Here is a 16,764-nt window from a genome sequence, read left to right as displayed (position 1 = left end):
ACTTATTATATTAATAACTAATTAAAAATCTCATACAATCAAATCTGAAGAGTCATTTTTGTGTTAAACTGATTTTTCTCATGTATTCTTTAAACAAATGAAAAAGAGCCGGATTTTCATCACAGCTCATGTATTAATTGGTTCTGTATGTGTACATGTGGGATATTGAGAACAGCCAAAAAACTTATTTCCTGTTTTATTTGAATTTCGGATGACTAAATCATGTTTACATGTTGGGCATTTCCGTTCTGCAGGTTTTACCCCTTGATACACATCTTCAGCCGAATATTCGGGATTGATTTTATTAATCAATTTCTGAAGTTCTACACGATCTATAAGTTTTACATGGCATGCCTCCGCTAATTCTTTCGCCTGTCTTGTATATACACTGTTTGTTACAACCCAGCCCTCGTGTGCTTTGTAATAAGCTTGTGCTGCATATATCTCTTGTACGGCACTGATACCGACTCTATTTTTCATCCCGTAGCGTTTCGCCTGGATTACAATACGATTTTTTCCCTTCAATACCAAATCCGCTCCGAAATCATTTGATTGCTTTGTGACTGTTGGAGAATAACCCAACTCTCGAAAGAGTGCTTTTAGATATACTTCAAATTGATGTCCATCCATTTTGTCTATGAAGCGAATACCGGATTTTGCTATTCGCTTCAGTACTCTTCTCTCCTGGAACTTTCGATACACAAATTTACAAATACGAACAAGAACATAAAGGATAAAACCATAAATCAAAATCTGTAATATGTTCGGCATTTCTGGTAGATTAGACACTTCGCTCCACCTCTTTAATTGGTTTCATTTTCTTTGGTTGGGCTGTTTCTTTTGCCTGTTGCTCACTCACTTGTTTCTTCCGAACATCGTTCCAATCCTTTTCATTCGTTGGAATATCCTCTTTAAGATCTACAAAGCATTTCATTGTCTGAATGAAGTCTTTCCCAGCCTTATCGTTATCAACTGCCATAATGACCTCTTTAATATCGTGCCCTTCTTTTTTCGCATCCATTAAAGATTGAATCACTGTTTTTGACTTCAATCCATGCATAGAAACCAGGCGAGCGTTTTGGATATTATTTTGTTTAATGCTCCAATGAGATAACATGTCGATTGGATCTTCATAAAAATAAATCTTATCCGGTTTACCTACATCAACCGTAAAACCGGCATTAATTTTTTCATAATTCGGGACAATTTGCTTAAAGCTTCCTCTTTTATTCTCCATTTTTACTGTACCTTGACGGTTCATACCAATGACTTTCCCTTTGCCTCCTTCTTCCCTCCATTTAAACACCACATTATTTTTCTTATCCTGGGCGATAAGATCCTTTTTAATCAGCCAATTCACCAAGCGAGGATCTATTTTCCGTTCATTAACCAGATATTCTTTAATCTCTGTTTGCTTATTTACTTCCAGGTGTTTGGGATAACTAAATGGCTGCTGCTCTTTTTTGCGTTCTTCTTCAGCTTTTGAACGATCAAACTCTTTGTAGTCCCCCTTCTGAATGTCCATCACAGCTTGTGGGAATGTCATGTCATAGTACATCATGGCAAAGCTAATCGCTCCATACCCTTTTTCCCCACGACTATTCCAGGCGTATTGATTCCCTTTAATGATGAGACTGTCATGCTCCGTATGACGATAATAGTTACCTTCTTTCTTAAACGTTTCTCCTTTTGCTTCCAGATATGAAATCAAGTCAACTTTTCTTGCTTTCATCGCATCCTCCGCACTGACATATGCCATTACGGAATCCCCCCCTTTACTCTATAAAATGAAATAAAAAAGAGGACTATTCCGTTTCCTAGTCCTCTTTTGCTACTTATAGTTGTTACATTTCATTTTTATTTGCCGAATAAGAATTTTAATCGCTTCTCCTGTACGCTGTATGATAAACGAGCGTCAAATTTCTTCCCGTTTTTGTTTGAGATAAACCCTTTAATCTGATCTGTCACATTCTTTTCTAATAACTTTTTCACATGGTTACTACTTAAATTTTTACCAGAGAATGTACCAAAAATAATGAAGTCACAGCCTTTTTTGTATTTCTCACATAAATAGTTACTTTTCCCTACAAGAACCCTACTCTTACACAATGGACATTTACCAATGGTACGATCTTCAGTCGTTGGAAAACGGAATTTCAAACTTCCGTCCGCTTCCATATAGATAGCTGCTGTAAATTCTCCCTTTTCTCCTTGAAAGCCGTTGATAAAATCCGTTGTTTTATACTGAAGTAGCTTCTTCATTTGATTGCCAGGGATTGCTTTCCCTTTCATTTTGGCTGGTAACATAAAATCACATCCGTTTTTATGCTCTGTGCATCCATAAAATGTTTTACGATGAAGCATATCCCCTTTTTTACATTTTGGACATTTACCAAATGACAGCTCCTCTTGTGTTGGGAACTGAAATTTAACTTTTCCTTCATGTAACACGAGATAAGCGGAAAACTCCTTCTCATTGGACTTAAATCCTTTTAAAAGATCTGTTTTCTTATCTTCAAACAGCTTTTTCGCTTGCGCTTCCGGAATCGCTTTTTCTTTAATTTTTTTCGGTAAGGAGATTTCACATTCCGGATAATTACTGCACCCGTAAAAATTGCCTTTATGAAGGATTTTTCCTTTTCTACAAGGGCATTTGCACACCTCAATTTGCTGATTCCAAGTATTAATAATGCTATCCGACACCTTATCATCCATTGCGCCTAATTGTTCCACTGTGTCTTTTACAAACGTATTCGTTTTCTCCACAAATTCCTCATATTTCATTTCATTCTTTTCGATCATGTAAATCATCCCTTCCATTTCAGCCGTATAAGCTGGATTTTTGATTTCATCTACCGGAAAAGCATCTATAAACGCACGACCAATATTAGTAGTTCGAATCTGACTGTTAGTAACATCAATATAGCTTCGCTCTAACAATTTTGGGATAAACGTTTCTTCCGTTGCGACTGTCCCAATCCGTTTTCCTTTCATAAGTTCTTTCAAATGTTCATCATCTAATTTACGCCCTGCCGTCTCCATAAAGGTTAAAATAGAACTTTCCGTATGAAAGGCTGGTTTCTTTGTTCGAGACTCAATCAAGTCATACTGAACAATTCTGAAAGAATCTCCTTCTCGTAAAATAGGTATCTGAAATGCTTCAACTGACCCCTCTTCTATATCCTCTTGAAACACACTTAGAAACCCTTTCTCTTGTAGGATTTTTTCTTTTGTACTGTATGTGTTGCCCTCTTGATCTATAAAATGTACTTCTCTTACCAGGTAGATTGCTGGTTTCATAAAATTCCCGATAAATCGTTTTACAATTAAGTCATATAACTGTTTTTCTAATGGATTTCGGTTGGTTCCGGCATATAATTTTGTTGTTGGGATGATGGCAAAATGACTACTGACTAACTCATCATTAAAAGTAGTATGTTTTTTCGTAATAGAAGATGGAACTACTTGTTGTACGAGATTTGCATAGGAGCTTTTTTCTAATGCTGCCATTACTTCCTTCACTCGTTCCACTTGTTCTGTAGGTAAGTGCCTGGATGAAGAACGAGGATATGTGATAAAGCCTTCTTCATACAAACTCTGAATATGCTTTTTTGCTGTTTCCGCATTTATCTTCAGTTTGGCGTGAGCATCTTTGTAGATATCCGTTAAGTTATATAATAATTTTGGTTTCTTTTTTCTATTGCTTTCTTTAAATTCCGTTACAATTACATTCGTTTCTTTCAAGCTATCTCCAAGCTTTTGTAGTGGCGATGGATCTATCAGTTGATCTTCTGTTTTCATTACTGGTGATAAACCGTTTTCCGTTAGTAGCTTTAAATTGTAATAGGTTTGTTCTTTATAATTTTGAATAGCAATTTCCCTTTGCCTGATTTCATTCAAGATACACATTTGAACACGACCAGAAGCCAATAAGAATTGGTTTCTTGCTAGTTTGGATGTACAGCCTCTTGTAACATTAATCCCTAGAATATAATCCAGGTATTGCCTTGCTTTAGCGGATTGAGCAAGTCCATCATAATCTGCTCTTGGTTCTAATCGGTTCAAGGCTCCCTCTAGTTCTGCGGCTTCATAAGAAGAGATAAACAAGCGTGATTCTCGCTTGCTCACACCTGCATATTCAACTATTTCACGATAGATAAGCTCACCTTCCTTATCCGCATCACAGGCGTTTGCCACATGATCTACATCGGGACGATTTAACAACTTAACCAATATTTCAATTTGTTCAAGACTATCCGATTTTTCTTTATATTCCGGCTCTAAAATAATGGGCAAGTGCTCAAATTTAAACTCTTTGTATCTCTCATCCATTTCCTCTGGATATTTTAGTTCTAATAAATGTCCTCGGCACCAACTAATAATATAATTTTCATTTTCATAGTAGCCATAATATGGCTTACTCCCTGTATACCTTTGTGAGTTTCTAAATCTAGGTGATTTTAATAACTCAACAGCTACCTTCGATTTTTCAGCAATAAACAATGTTTTCCCCATACGTATTACCTCCTATTAATCTACAATCTCAGTTTTACGCTTCCATTTCTTATTTCTCCGCTTTTTCATCATTCTGTGACCAAATAATAGCAACATGTTTAACAAGACAGCTACAAGGAACATACAGCCCGCAAACAGCCATACATTCATGGCATTCTCTCCTTTCGTTCTATAAAAAAATCACTCTCCGCTATCTCAATTGAGTAACAAAAAATGATTTAATCTGCTTTTCCTGTTATAAAATTTTTCATCGTTCCATTTCCATTGTTTCTCTTTTTCTACCTGATTTCTTTGTAGTTTTTGACTGATCTACATTCCCAGGATCTATTTCCTTATCTTTTTCTTTATCATTCGTTTTTTTTCCATTCAATGGCTGAAACTTTTTATCAAAATCCGTTTCCTTTGAAGTTGTAGACTGATTCACTGTTATTCCTTCTTTTCCAAGCTTCTCATCCACTTGATTTTCTAATTTTACTACGTGTTCCTGGCTTACCAGCTCATTATCAATCGAAACATATTTCGTTGTATAATACCGTTCTTCAGCTTTTACACGAGTGACAATGCTATCAATATTATCTGGTGTTTCTTCATATTGTGAACGTCTGTATGCTTCGAATTTTCGGCTTAAGTCCTTATCTAATGTAGTTGATTCTTTTTCTTTTGAAGGTTGAATTTGTTGATCTAAAGAGACAATAGGTGCATATCCTTCCTTTTTCATTTCTTTATATAATTCCACTTCTTTTTCATTAAATGAGTAATCTTTTTGTGCCTCCGCTTTATCAACTAAGTGTCCATATCGTTCATCTTTTACCAACTCATCTAGACTCATATTTGCATCCTTTTCATAAACAACAAATGACAAATTTCCTCTTCCATCAAAGATAGAACTTTGAACTTTTTCATATAAATCTGGCTTCAAAATGTTATCTAAGGAGTAATTTTCCCGTTTCCCGTTCTTTTCCATGAGAAAAACAGATAAATCTTCCCGATTTGTTGAATCTTGATTCCATACAGACAAATAATCAATATCTTTCGTAACAGCATCCATCATGTGGATTCTTGCAACTTCTTCTTCATCGTGAACACCATTTGCTAATACTTCAATTGTAACTAAGTGATTAGGTATCTCTTTTGATTTTTCCAATGTACTTTCCTGTGTTTTTTCCATCGGTATTTCTTTGTTATTTCTATGGTTCATTACCTCATCTCGTAACGCTTGTTTCACTTCATCCGATAGATACCTTTTCTCGTTTAATACTTGTTCATATGGCGTTTTGTAGTCCCCATCACCCATATTCATACGATCCATACTCACAAGCTCCATTCTCCCAAATTCCCTATCTACTTCTTTTGGAATGGCAATATGATAACGAGCTTGATCGTAAGGGATGGTTTGACCTCTTTCTTTAGCTTCTTCTCTTGCCTTTTCAATACTTGAAATAACTTCAGCCATTTTTTCATTGGCTTCTCCAAATGGAATCAGTTGATTATTCTTAAAAGTTTCATTGTCGCTCCATTGAACTAACATAGTTGGACGACTAATTTCATTCTGATTTAGTGCTGCATACTTTTCTTGATTCGCCTCGTTAAATGCTTCTATAAATTCTTTATCACTCAATTTTTCTGCACCTTCTACAGGCTCAAACGCTCGGTTTTTATCTGCTTGTTCCCTTAACTCTGCAACAGAAACCAGCTCTTGTGTCGTATTACTTAAACTCATGTATTCCACTAGTAAAATATTTTTTTCACTTTCATTCTGTTCTCTATTTTCATTCTGTCTTTCATTTTCTTTTATTTTAGCCGCTTCATATTTTTCTGTATTAAATAAAATAGCGTATCGATCATCTTGTTCTAACTCACTTAAAGGAATAAGCATATCCTCTTCACGTACAGTAAATGATTGACTTTCGTTTCTATCAAGGAGAGTATCTTTTACTTTTTCATAAACATCTCCTTTAAAAATATGTTCAATATTAGAAACATCCCTTTCACCATTATAAAATTCATCACGATCTAATACACCTGGATCATAAATTGCCATATGATATACTTCTTTGGTTTCTGCATCCACCATGTGTAATTTTGCAATCTCACCGTCTTTTATATCCTTATCTAGTATTTCAACTGTTACTACATGCTCTTTCTCTTTATTTTTTCCATCCTGTTCTTCATTTCTAGTTGTCATAATATCCTTATGTGATTCTGCAATAGAATGATTGATTTGATTCACTGTTTGATTTATTGCATTATCAAAATTAAATAACCCACGTTTATCTTCTATACGCCCAGAAAGGCACTCTACGTTCATATCCCCTCTTGAGTTAGAAGTAACTTTCGCAATTGGAGTTTTTAATACTTCTTTATTTACCAACTCCGGATATTCATACTCATCCATTTCGTGAAAAAACTCCAAAGTCTTTGTAATTTTATTTATACTTTGTTTCTCTGTTTCAGTCCCATATTGATTAACAATTGCATGCATTTCTCCTACAGTTAATCGCATATTAGGATAAATACCTCCAATTATCCGTCCATCTTCTGACAATTGAATTTCGTAGTTTTCCCATTGTCTTTCGAAATTTAATCCTAACTTTTCATTAATATTGCGCTGCACATCTTGTTGAATACCTGTCAAAATTTCAAAATTATCTCTTTCATATTCAGACACTTGTTTTGACATATTATCTACTCCCTTTTCATTCGTTTTTTCTTTTTCCTTTTCTAACGTATTTTCAATTGTTTCAATAAATTCAATCGAAGTTTCATGTACTTCTTTCAACAACTTGGTTTTATCTTTCATTTCTTTTCCTTGCGTCCAGCTCGCTAAATATCCTAACGAATATTCGCCTGTATCAATCCCAAAATAAGAAGAAACCGCATAAGCTGTCATTTCTGCTTGGAACTCTTTTTCTGGTGCTGTGTAATTCATACGTGTCTCTGCGGTATGAAGTTTGGCATGCGCCAATTCATGAAGAAGTGTTTTTACATTTTGTAATTCACTGTTTCTAGGATTCAACGCAACCTCTTTTGTTACGGGATAGCTCACACCTTTTACGACACCCAGTTCGGATTTTGGCGCAATAATTTTCACATCGTTTTTTTCCGCAATAGCTTCCATTCCCTTGTACAAACTCTGATAATCTGTAACGCTCCCTTCTAGCCAACGATTCGGAAAAATACGAGGAAGATCTTCCGCTTTTGCATTTGTTTGGGACACATCAAACACATGACCGATAGCAAAATATAAGCGACCTGGTTTCACTTCTACGCTTTTAGATTCAATTTGTTTTTTCTCTTGCTCACTCGCCTTTGTAACGGATTTCCATGTCCCATCTTTGTCTTTAAATTTTGCTACCGTTCGGTTTGGAACGAGAATTTTAATTCCTTTCTCACCCTTCTTAACCGGAAATCCTTTTTCTTTCCAAAAAGAAAAGGAACCAACTGCACTGGCTCCCTGGAATTGACTCTGTATTAATGAAATATTAGATGGTGAATAGTGATAAAACTTTGCCATAAACGTTAGATACTCTTTTAAATCTCCCGGTGTACGAAAATAACCTTCAACGTTTTTTTCCATCTTTTTTGTTAAAGCTTGCACAGCTTCTTTCTTTTCTTCTGGTGATTTCGTTTGATACTTTTTCTTATAACTTTTACTCATGATCTTCTCCTACTCTTTCACTTGCTTTTTGTAATTCCTCCATTTCCTCTTCATTCCACCTCTCAGCTGTATCGAAGAAAAGCTCATGAGTTTTTACATTGATCGGAACTAACATATTCTCTTGATTCATGACATGAACTGCAAGTTCTTCCTCTTGTTCTCGTGTAATTTTGATTGTTAGTTCTTCCTCTTTTACAAGTAAAATAAGTTCACCTTCTCCAACCTCTTTAATGACCCCTAATGCGATATCTTCACGAAATAATAACATCCTACTAACCTCCTGTTTTTTTATAAAAAGAAACAATGTAGCTTACGTTACATTGTTCTTTGATGCCTCATGATCTAAACGTTTTTGTCTTGCGTTACTAATCCGTTCCGCTACGACTTCTTTTGCAATTTTCACGCCACCGACTTCTATTTTATCCGTTGTAATAATGCTTTCTAAATCCAGGTCATTAGCAAAAAAGTATCCATTCATTAATTCGATTAAAACTTGTGTATTTCTATCCGCACTATTGGCACCAAGACGAATTTTTGTTAGTTCACTTTTCAACACATCGTGTAGATTCTTTGATACAATTTCGGAAATATAATTCAATGACCATTCTGAACTTTTTGATGCTTGATGTTCCATACAAATTTTCGATATAGCATCACCAGGATGAGTAATATTATTTTCATCCATGTAGTCTTGAATGTATTGATGGACATTTTCATTTAATGATAACTTCATTCGTATTTTTTTATTCTCCATGATCTAACCCCTTTCATTTTCATATGCATTTTCCCTTTGCATACGCTCATAATACTTTTGATTTTTCCAACTTTCATATTCACTTTTAAAAGCGCCTTCCACTTTTCTCATAGAATACTGAATAGATACATTCTGCTGAAATTTTCGAAATGACTTTGATTTTTTCATGTGATGGATTCTTTTTTGTTCTTTATCATATGCCTTCATTTCTTGTAAAAAGGCGTTACCCATCCTTTTATACAGATCACTGATTTTATTCGTCTTGTAATTTTCATATTGCTTCTTATCATACTTTCCTTCCCCATATGCTTCTTTAAAAACTTGCACTTCTTTATCTAACTTTTGGAGAAACTGATCGTAATCTTTTTTATGATGATGTTGAATATACCGACTGCTTAATTCATCAATTTGCGGCTTTAATGGTTGAATCGTATTGTAGCTATATTGCCACTGTCTTTTATCACTTGGTAACTGTTTATAGATTTGTAAAAACAATGGTTTCAAATGTTGATTACGCCAATCAAAAACGGAATCTTCTTTTTTCCTTCCCACCATATTGTTTCGAATCAGATCATTAATTTGTTTTTGTTCCTGCTTACGATCTAACAAATTATTTACGACTTTACCCTTCATCGCATCTAATGTTTTTGGTTTTCTTTTACCACGTTCTCTCGTTGGAAATGGTTCAACAGTTGCCACATGAATATGAATATTATCCGTATTAAAATGAATGGCTGCCGACCAGATAGAGCTTTTTTCCAACCCCTCTCTTTTTTGCATTTCCTTCATCGCAAGCCGTGTTACATCCATTAACTTTTTTTCATCCAATGTTTTTGTTTTCTCATCATAAATTCCTTGTTTCTCTAACCAGGGATTATGAAAAGAAATGACATCTTGCCACATGATACTTCCATTCTCATGAGCGGTTTTAAACATTTCCTTTAAGGACTTTTTTTCACTTTCTGTTAAACGATTTGCATGTTCCGTAAATAGTGCCGATGTCTTTTCTGAATTTCCCATATAGTCTTGATACGTTTCGAACATTTTCGGATTCAGCTTCACTTCACTTTTCGCTTCCTCCCGATCTACATAATCAATATAGTTCTGAAACGCATCGGAACTTGGTAACACAAATTTCGTTTTTAAAACAACACCCGGTGTGACGGAAGACTGAACAGGAACTGCATTACTCATTTTCAACATCCTGCATCATCATTTGAATAAACTCATTCATTTTTTCCATTGCGTTATAACAATCACTCATCATATGGATGTTCTTTTCAATGAGATTTTCCAATTCCATTTCCCTTTTATTTTGTTGCTGAAAAAATGCCAGCATTTCAATTTGAGCTTTCAAAAATTTTTGCCGGGATATTCCCTTTCTCTTTGCAATTTCATCTATTTTCTTTAAGGCAACTGGATCTATATCTCTTATTTTTAGATTCACAATTTCCGCTCCTTTCCGCAATTCTGGGTAGAGATCAAAAAATAGGGAGAAGAGCATAAGGGGTTTCTGCCCCCACCGAGGGTGTGGGGCTAGGCGGAGCCTAGCGAAACGACGGGGGCAAGAAAAGAAGTTGAATGTCCCCATTACGTCCCTACCTTTTTTATTAATGTCTCCACCATGTCCCGTTATTTTTTCTTAATGTCCCTTTCGTGTCCCCTTATTTCACCTCAATGTCTCCATTGTGTCCCTATATCTTTTTTCACTTTTTATTAATTTCGTGTGCCTTTTGCTCTAACTTTTTGATCTTATCTCGTGCAATTTTTTGTTCCCCTTTAAACAATTCCACGTTCTTTTCTGATGATTTTATTTTAGATTCTAAGGATGCTATTTTTGATTGTGTTTCCGTTTTTTCTGTTTCCGTTTGATACTTCATTTCATCTTGTAATTCTTTTACTTTTTCATAAACTGTCTTCGCACTTTCCTCTTCCAGTTTGATTGCTTTCCCATAATTTTTTATCTTTGTTTCGATATCCTTTTTGTCTCTTTCTATAAAATCTAGCTCATATGTTTTTTTATCTTCAGCTATCAGTTCGTCATTCGCTTTTGTTTTTCTTTGATCGGTAAAAATCGTCTGAACTAATTTATTCGGACTTTTTGTTGCTGCATTTTCTTCTTCAGATTCGTTAACATCTTGTGTGAATTTACGAATATCCATTTGTTCTTTCTCACCATTTTTATTGTAAATATCGAAAGCTAACGCTCCCCAATTCGGAGATAAGTCTTTTACTTCTACAACGTATTTTCCGTTCTCCTCGTACAATACTTTGACAGGTAACTGAACACCTGGATTTGCTTTTTGCTGTGCCTTAAATGTATATCCTGTTTCCTCATATCCTTCTAATCGAAAGTAAATTTGTATAAAGTTTTTGTGTGGATTGTATTCCCTTTTTTCTACAATCAACTTCCCCATACCCGACAACTTAATTACTTTATTTGTCTCTGTATGGAATAGTTTTTCATCGCTTGGCATGTAAATTTTAGATGTCAAGAAAGCAAAAAAACCCAAAAATAGAAAGCTGATAATTGTTAGGTAGACCCACGACTTATTTTTTCTTAGATTGATTCTTTCACTCTTCTTACCAATTGCACCTATCACACTCTCACCCCACCTTTTTCGTTATAAAACTTTCATATTTAGCTCTTCCACACTTGTAACTCGCCATGTTTCCTTATCTTTTTTCATGATGATTCGCAACACATTGTTTACTTTTTCTTCTCGATTTTGCGTTGAATCTGTCGTGACATTTATAAATTCAGCTAGTACATTTACCTCCTCTTTATCGGGTTCATTTTCTTGTAAATAAAACTTCATTTCTATTGGTTTTGTTTTATACGTATCTCCTAATTCGTATTTGTCAGTCGGATAGAATTGTTGTAAAAGTTCTTCGCTCATAATAGATTTTGCCTTTTCTTTTCGCTCACTGTACCCTTCTTTTTCTCGGTGAAATGATAATTGTATAAACGTTTCGGCTGTCGATAAGTACGCCCTTCTTTGTTGTTCTTGTGCGGAAGGAAGCACCTTATCCAATCGTTTTTTTAAGTCTTCATTTTGTTTTGTTAGTAATTCATTTGAAAGTTTTAACTGTTTTTCTTTGCCATCACTCATTGACTTTTTACTCAAATAGATATTAAAAGCTGTCACACCAGCCACTAAAATTGCAAGTACAATAAACAAAAATTTCCGTTTATCTTTCATTCTTTTAGTCTCCTATTCTTTCGGTTTTTAGAACCTTCTTACATGACCAGAAAAGACTTTTTTCCAATACGGATTATTTAGATCTTCAATGGAAACACCCTTATTCGTTTGACATCCAATGAAAGTATTTTTATCAATTACAATACCAACGTGTCCGTCATGTTTGTAGGTATCAAAGAAAATAACATCACCCGGTTTCATATCATTTGCTGATACTTTTGTACCAATTTTGTTTAATGTTTCCGTACTTACGGCTCCTATCGGACTGGTATACATCCCTACTTGTTCGAATGCCCAGCGTACAAAACTTGAACAATCAAAAATCCCTCTTGCGATGTCATTTGTGTTACGTCCTCCACCAAATACATAGGTAGAACGCCCTATCCATTGGCGACCTACATCGGCAACTTTTGAATCGCTACTGCCTCCACTTCCTGGATTTCCTCCTCCACCAGAAACGACAGAACCCGGCTGATAATATTTTAAAACTGCGTCAACGTACAAAATATCGCCGTAGCACGCTTGATATGGTACGGCTTCTGGTCTAAGGCAATGATACATGCCAGTATGTTTTACTTTTTGATACTGTTGTTGTGAAAATTTAATTGCTAATTCTTTCGTATACTTGCCACCATTTGCTCCAACAAAATCAAAAAAACCTGTTCCAAAATTGTATGCTTGAAGGGCTGTTTTGATATGATCCATGTCCCCTGGACTCGTTACTCCGGCTCTTTCTATCGCATGTTTAAACTCCTGTACACCTGCCCAAATACTGTAATCTGGATCTGTAATACAGTTTGGTGATTTACAATACTTCGTATTAAATGCGCCTTCGGAACTCTGCATTGGATCGCTGCCACGCCCTCCGCTTTCTTGCATCATTTGAGCAAGCATTAAAGCGACAAACGGTTCCACGCCAAAAGCTTTCGCATGCTTCCGAATCGTAGGTTCCCATTTTAAAACTTCGGGCGAAACATTCATGACTTGCCCTTCACCTGTATACGTAATATCACCTGCGTCTGTTCCACTTTCTCCACCCATTGCCGCAATAAAAATACTCATAACTCCAAGTAAAAGAAAAGAAAAAAGACCCATCACAATTAGCGCTAAAGTGATGAGCCATTTCTTTGGTATAACCTTTAAAACTAGATGCATGGTATTAAGCACCTCCCCCGAATAACATCAATTCTTCGTCTGTTACTTCTACATGAAAATGAATGTTTTTTACAGCCCCAATACTTAAAATGACATCCCCGGTTGGTAAATGTGGAATCGCTGCAATCTCACTTTCACTTAACTGTCCTGCAAATACTTTTCGTAACATATCTAAACTGTTATTATCTTGTTGCATGATAAATTTGTACTGTGTAAGTTCAAATAGCTTTTTAATTTCATCAATCATTTCTTGTGAAGATCCTTCCGGTACAAAATCTCGAATCGTGTGACTTGCATATAAAAGCCCTGCAAAATATTTTCGATCTTCTCGGCTAAATTTAGTTAAAAATTGTAAAGCATGAGCGCTTTCTTTTTTCGTGTTTATGATATGATGCGCCTCGTCAATAATAATGAAATAACGAATTACATCTTCAAAAGCAAGTTGTTGTTTAGTATATGCCTCTAATTGTGGCGCACCATTGGATATCATTTCATCCCATATTAAATTAAAAACATTAAAAATTTGCGCTTGGAATACTTCCGGTTTAAAATTTGAAATGTTTCGTAAGGAAAACGATACAACTTGTTCTTTTTTAAAGTTTTCAATAGTAGAATGACCATCAAATAATTGTGCATATGCTTCTACTAAATTCACAAGATTTAATTCAATCAACTCTAAACGATGTTTTCTGCTTTCTCCTAAATTCTCATGGTGTTTTCTATTTTCTACATTCTCATATAATTCATCACGAACAAAAGATAAAAAGTTTGAGAAAATGGGATACTCATTTGGTTTTCTTGTTGTAATTTCATTTGTTGCTCCTTTTTTATCATTCCATAATCCCATACGAATATATAATTTTCGAAGCAAATTTTCATACTCTTTAATTTCATCATCTTTTGCTTCTGGCGCAATGAATCGATAAAAAATTGTCAGTTTAGATAGATGTTGAGTGAAACTAACTTCTTCAAGTTCTGCTGTCTTATATACTTGAAGTGGGTTAATTTGACCTTGCGAACCATCTAATGCAATTGTTTTCCCGTTCAGATCACGTACTGTTTCCTCGAATTCACCTACAATATCAAAAATACGAATAAAATGACCTTTACTTGCATAGTCTACTGATTTCTTTTTTAGTAATGTTGATTTTCCAGCACCAGGCTTTCCAATCATTACACCGTTATAAAACTTTCTTTGTTTGTCTTTATGAAAAATATCAAAAATAACATTTCCTTTTGTTTTCGTTGTTCCATAATACGTACCGTATGGATCGTTCAAATAAGAATAGTGAAATGGACATCCACCAGCCAAACTGACTGCCGGAATTTCTTTTCCTTTTCTTCGGTTCACATAATTTTTTTGTGTATCAAAGCTCGTTACGAGTGCATCCCATTCATACTCTTGTTCATTTAAAAAGACAGCTCCTCGAAAGTTATAAGACTCTAATGTTTCCATGATTTCTTTTACTTGTTTTTCTAGCTCATCTAAAGTTCTAGCGGAAACATAGATACGCAAATGAATACGTTTCATGACCTCACCTTGTTTCAAATCCGTATAAAGAGCTTCCAGCTCTAAAAATTCATTTTTTGCATCAATCCGATCTATATTATCCTTTGCTGTATCATGCCGTACACTTTGTTCACTCATGGATTTATTAATCGATTCAACGACTTCTTTTCGGTCATCACTCATTACATCTAATGTTGTGATCACATTCGGCATATTCATAATTTGTTCTAACCAAAAATCATTTACTTCTGTTGGATAGTCAAAAACATGAATACAAGTACCTAATCCATCACCTGTTTGCACATAACTTTCTTTAAAGCTGATTCCCCCTTGTGGCTGAACTCTAGCCACTAAATAGGGGTTGTAACCTTTCTTCTTTTTTAGTTCTTCCTGTTTTTCTTTTTTAGATTTTTTACGTTTGAACGCAAACATATTGTTTCCCCCTTACTACCATATATTTTTCGTTCCTAATTTTGCATTTTGATTAAACAATTTAAACATAAGCTCTAACTTTTTCTCTTCATCCACCTCTAATAGTTCAGTAGAGCGTTTGATATATCGCTTTGCTGCATCCACACGTTCTTTTACGATTAATTCCGTTTCTCCGTAAATAAATAAGAAGGCTTCCCGATTTGTTCTGCCCCATTCTAAAAACTGAAGTTCTTTTAACTTTTGATTTAAAATTCGTTCATACAAAGGACTGGTACATTCTTTAATTTTCTTCTCTATATAACGTTGTTGTTCGGTTGTTTGACATGGGAAGTTTAAAAAAACAAGTTTAATGGACTGTTTGTAGGCTTGATAAAAATAAGCATGTGAGAAAATGACAAATGCTTGTTCGTCGCTATTCTTTGAGAACATATCGTCACCTTCCACTTGAAGAATTTCTAAAAACTCCTCATTTTTCAGCTCAAATATGCCATCCTCTGTCATATCTACGATTTGCATAATTTCTGCAATACTTTTCTTTACCTTTGGTGGCGCTTCTTTCTTTTTTCTAGATAAAAAACCTAACAGTTTTGTATTTTTCTTTTTCGAAACATCTTTCTTTGGCTTTTCTTTCTTCTGTTTTTTTACTTTTGGTTCTACTTTTGGTTCTACCTTTGGTTTTTCTTCTTTCTTTTTGTTGGGTACCACCTTCACAATATCTTTTGGTTCAGAAAGTGATTCTTTTACATTTTTTTCATTAAATCGAAATGCTGTTTTCTTCGGCACTTCTAGTTGTTTTGGCTCTTCTTTCTCCACATCTTTTTCGCTGAATAACGCCATATGTGATCCCTCCCTTATTGATCGTTATCAATGGCGCAATATGCACCTTTCCTTCTTAACAGTGTAATAATCAACACTTCATACATTCGTTTTTGAGGATTCGTACTTGGTCGCCAAATCATAATAATTGCAATAGCTGCCATGAAAATAACAAATGGTAACTGAAAGGAATCATGTACGAAATTCCTAAGAATCATTGTTACAACTAATAAACCAATTAATAAAAAGAAATCTATTAAATAAAGCACTTTATTAATCCGTAATTCTGTACTGATTTCCTTCGGAATCCGATAGCTTCTCATCGGGATTCCCTCCTTTTCGACAATAAAAAATAAGCGCACGATTACGCTTATTTTTTATCCGTATTATTTTTATTTTTGTTCACGATATCTCCCCAACTTTTGCCTGTGTTTTGCCCCATCTGATAAAAACGCTTTGTATTCTGTACCGTTTCAGAATTATGAATCCGTTCTTGCACTCCTCTTACCTTTTGTTTCACCGATGATGTAGTATTTTTAACTTTATCCGTTGTATATTGTCCTAATGTCCGTGTTTCTTGATTTCTACTTGCCGCCACTTCTTTATCACTTTCATAAGGAATAATCGGGCTACTATGTGTCACCGTTACGATGTCGGCTGATGCCGGGCCCCCTCCACTTGGCACTGATCTTGATGCTTCTACTGGTGCCGGGCTACTTCC

16 protein-coding genes are annotated in these 16,764 nt (G+C 35.0%); all 16 read right to left on the bottom strand.

The annotated features are described in order from the left end of the window. Positions 1 to 126: 126 nt before the first annotated feature. Positions 127 to 789 carry a restriction endonuclease gene (locus DM800_RS13850; RefSeq protein ID WP_048567239.1) on the bottom strand — a complete coding sequence of 221 codons (663 nt, stop codon included), beginning with the start codon at positions 787 to 789 and terminating at the stop codon, positions 127 to 129. Beyond that, positions 782 to 1,759, bottom strand: coding sequence for a DUF3991 and TOPRIM domain-containing protein (locus tag DM800_RS13845; protein ID WP_048567238.1), 978 nt, complete (start codon positions 1,757 to 1,759; stop codon positions 782 to 784). Before DM800_RS13845 ends, DM800_RS13850 begins: the two co-directional genes overlap by 8 nt. A gap of 98 nt (positions 1,760 to 1,857) precedes the next feature. Beyond that, positions 1,858 to 4,515 carry a type IA DNA topoisomerase gene (locus DM800_RS13840; RefSeq protein WP_048567237.1) on the bottom strand — a complete coding sequence of 886 codons (2,658 nt, stop codon included), beginning with the start codon at positions 4,513 to 4,515 and terminating at the stop codon, positions 1,858 to 1,860. A 15-nt stretch (positions 4,516 to 4,530) separates the two neighbouring features. Continuing rightward, on the bottom strand, positions 4,531 to 4,665 hold the full coding sequence (locus DM800_RS29630) for a hypothetical protein (RefSeq protein WP_255446990.1): 135 nt from the start codon (positions 4,663 to 4,665) through the stop codon (positions 4,531 to 4,533). A gap of 97 nt (positions 4,666 to 4,762) precedes the next feature. Further along, positions 4,763 to 8,173, bottom strand: a complete 3,411-nt coding sequence (locus DM800_RS13835; protein ID WP_147787036.1) for an LPD25 domain-containing protein — start codon at positions 8,171 to 8,173, stop codon at positions 4,763 to 4,765. Next, positions 8,166 to 8,441 carry a hypothetical protein gene (locus DM800_RS13830; RefSeq protein WP_048567235.1) on the bottom strand — a complete coding sequence of 92 codons (276 nt, stop codon included), beginning with the start codon at positions 8,439 to 8,441 and terminating at the stop codon, positions 8,166 to 8,168. The genes DM800_RS13835 and DM800_RS13830 overlap by 8 nt, the downstream gene beginning before the upstream one ends. Before the next feature lie 42 nt (positions 8,442 to 8,483). Next, positions 8,484 to 8,927: a hypothetical protein gene (locus DM800_RS13825; protein ID WP_048567234.1), complete on the bottom strand. Its 444-nt coding sequence runs from the start codon at positions 8,925 to 8,927 to the stop codon at positions 8,484 to 8,486. A 3-nt stretch (positions 8,928 to 8,930) separates the two neighbouring features. Then, positions 8,931 to 10,121: a MobP2 family relaxase gene (gene mobP2 / locus DM800_RS13820; protein WP_147787035.1), complete on the bottom strand. Its 1,191-nt coding sequence runs from the start codon at positions 10,119 to 10,121 to the stop codon at positions 8,931 to 8,933. Beyond that, a complete protein-coding gene (locus DM800_RS13815) occupies positions 10,114 to 10,374 on the bottom strand; it encodes a hypothetical protein (RefSeq protein WP_048567270.1) in 261 nt (86 codons plus the stop codon). The genes mobP2 and DM800_RS13815 overlap by 8 nt, the downstream gene beginning before the upstream one ends. A 259-nt stretch (positions 10,375 to 10,633) precedes the next feature. Continuing rightward, on the bottom strand, positions 10,634 to 11,530 hold the full coding sequence (locus tag DM800_RS13810) for a hypothetical protein (RefSeq protein WP_048567232.1): 897 nt from the start codon (positions 11,528 to 11,530) through the stop codon (positions 10,634 to 10,636). A 21-nt stretch (positions 11,531 to 11,551) separates the two neighbouring features. Then, positions 11,552 to 12,130: a hypothetical protein gene (locus DM800_RS13805; RefSeq protein ID WP_048567231.1), complete on the bottom strand. Its 579-nt coding sequence runs from the start codon at positions 12,128 to 12,130 to the stop codon at positions 11,552 to 11,554. A 27-nt stretch (positions 12,131 to 12,157) separates the two neighbouring features. Then, the gene (locus DM800_RS13800; protein WP_147787034.1) at positions 12,158 to 13,285 is read right to left on the bottom strand and encodes a bifunctional lytic transglycosylase/C40 family peptidase; all 1,128 of its coding nucleotides are present in this window, start codon (positions 13,283 to 13,285) and stop codon (positions 12,158 to 12,160) included. A gap of 4 nt (positions 13,286 to 13,289) precedes the next feature. Further along, the gene (locus DM800_RS13795; RefSeq protein WP_147787033.1) at positions 13,290 to 15,227 is read right to left on the bottom strand and encodes a VirB4 family type IV secretion system protein; all 1,938 of its coding nucleotides are present in this window, start codon (positions 15,225 to 15,227) and stop codon (positions 13,290 to 13,292) included. Positions 15,228 to 15,242: 15 nt separating this feature from the next. Next, positions 15,243 to 16,064: a hypothetical protein gene (locus DM800_RS13790; protein ID WP_147787032.1), complete on the bottom strand. Its 822-nt coding sequence runs from the start codon at positions 16,062 to 16,064 to the stop codon at positions 15,243 to 15,245. 14 nt (positions 16,065 to 16,078) lie between these two features. Next, a complete protein-coding gene (locus DM800_RS13785) occupies positions 16,079 to 16,366 on the bottom strand; it encodes a DUF5592 family protein (RefSeq protein WP_002130425.1) in 288 nt (95 codons plus the stop codon). A 47-nt stretch (positions 16,367 to 16,413) separates the two neighbouring features. Continuing rightward, positions 16,414 to 16,764 (bottom strand): hypothetical protein (locus DM800_RS13780; protein ID WP_147787031.1); only part of this gene is annotated, 351 nt, incomplete at its 5' end.

It is taken from the genome of Bacillus sp. AY18-3, from assembly GCF_008042305.1.
Taxonomy (GTDB): domain Bacteria; phylum Bacillota; class Bacilli; order Bacillales; family Bacillaceae_G; genus Bacillus_A; species Bacillus_A wiedmannii.
This window is presented reverse-complemented; position numbering and strand designations above follow the sequence as displayed.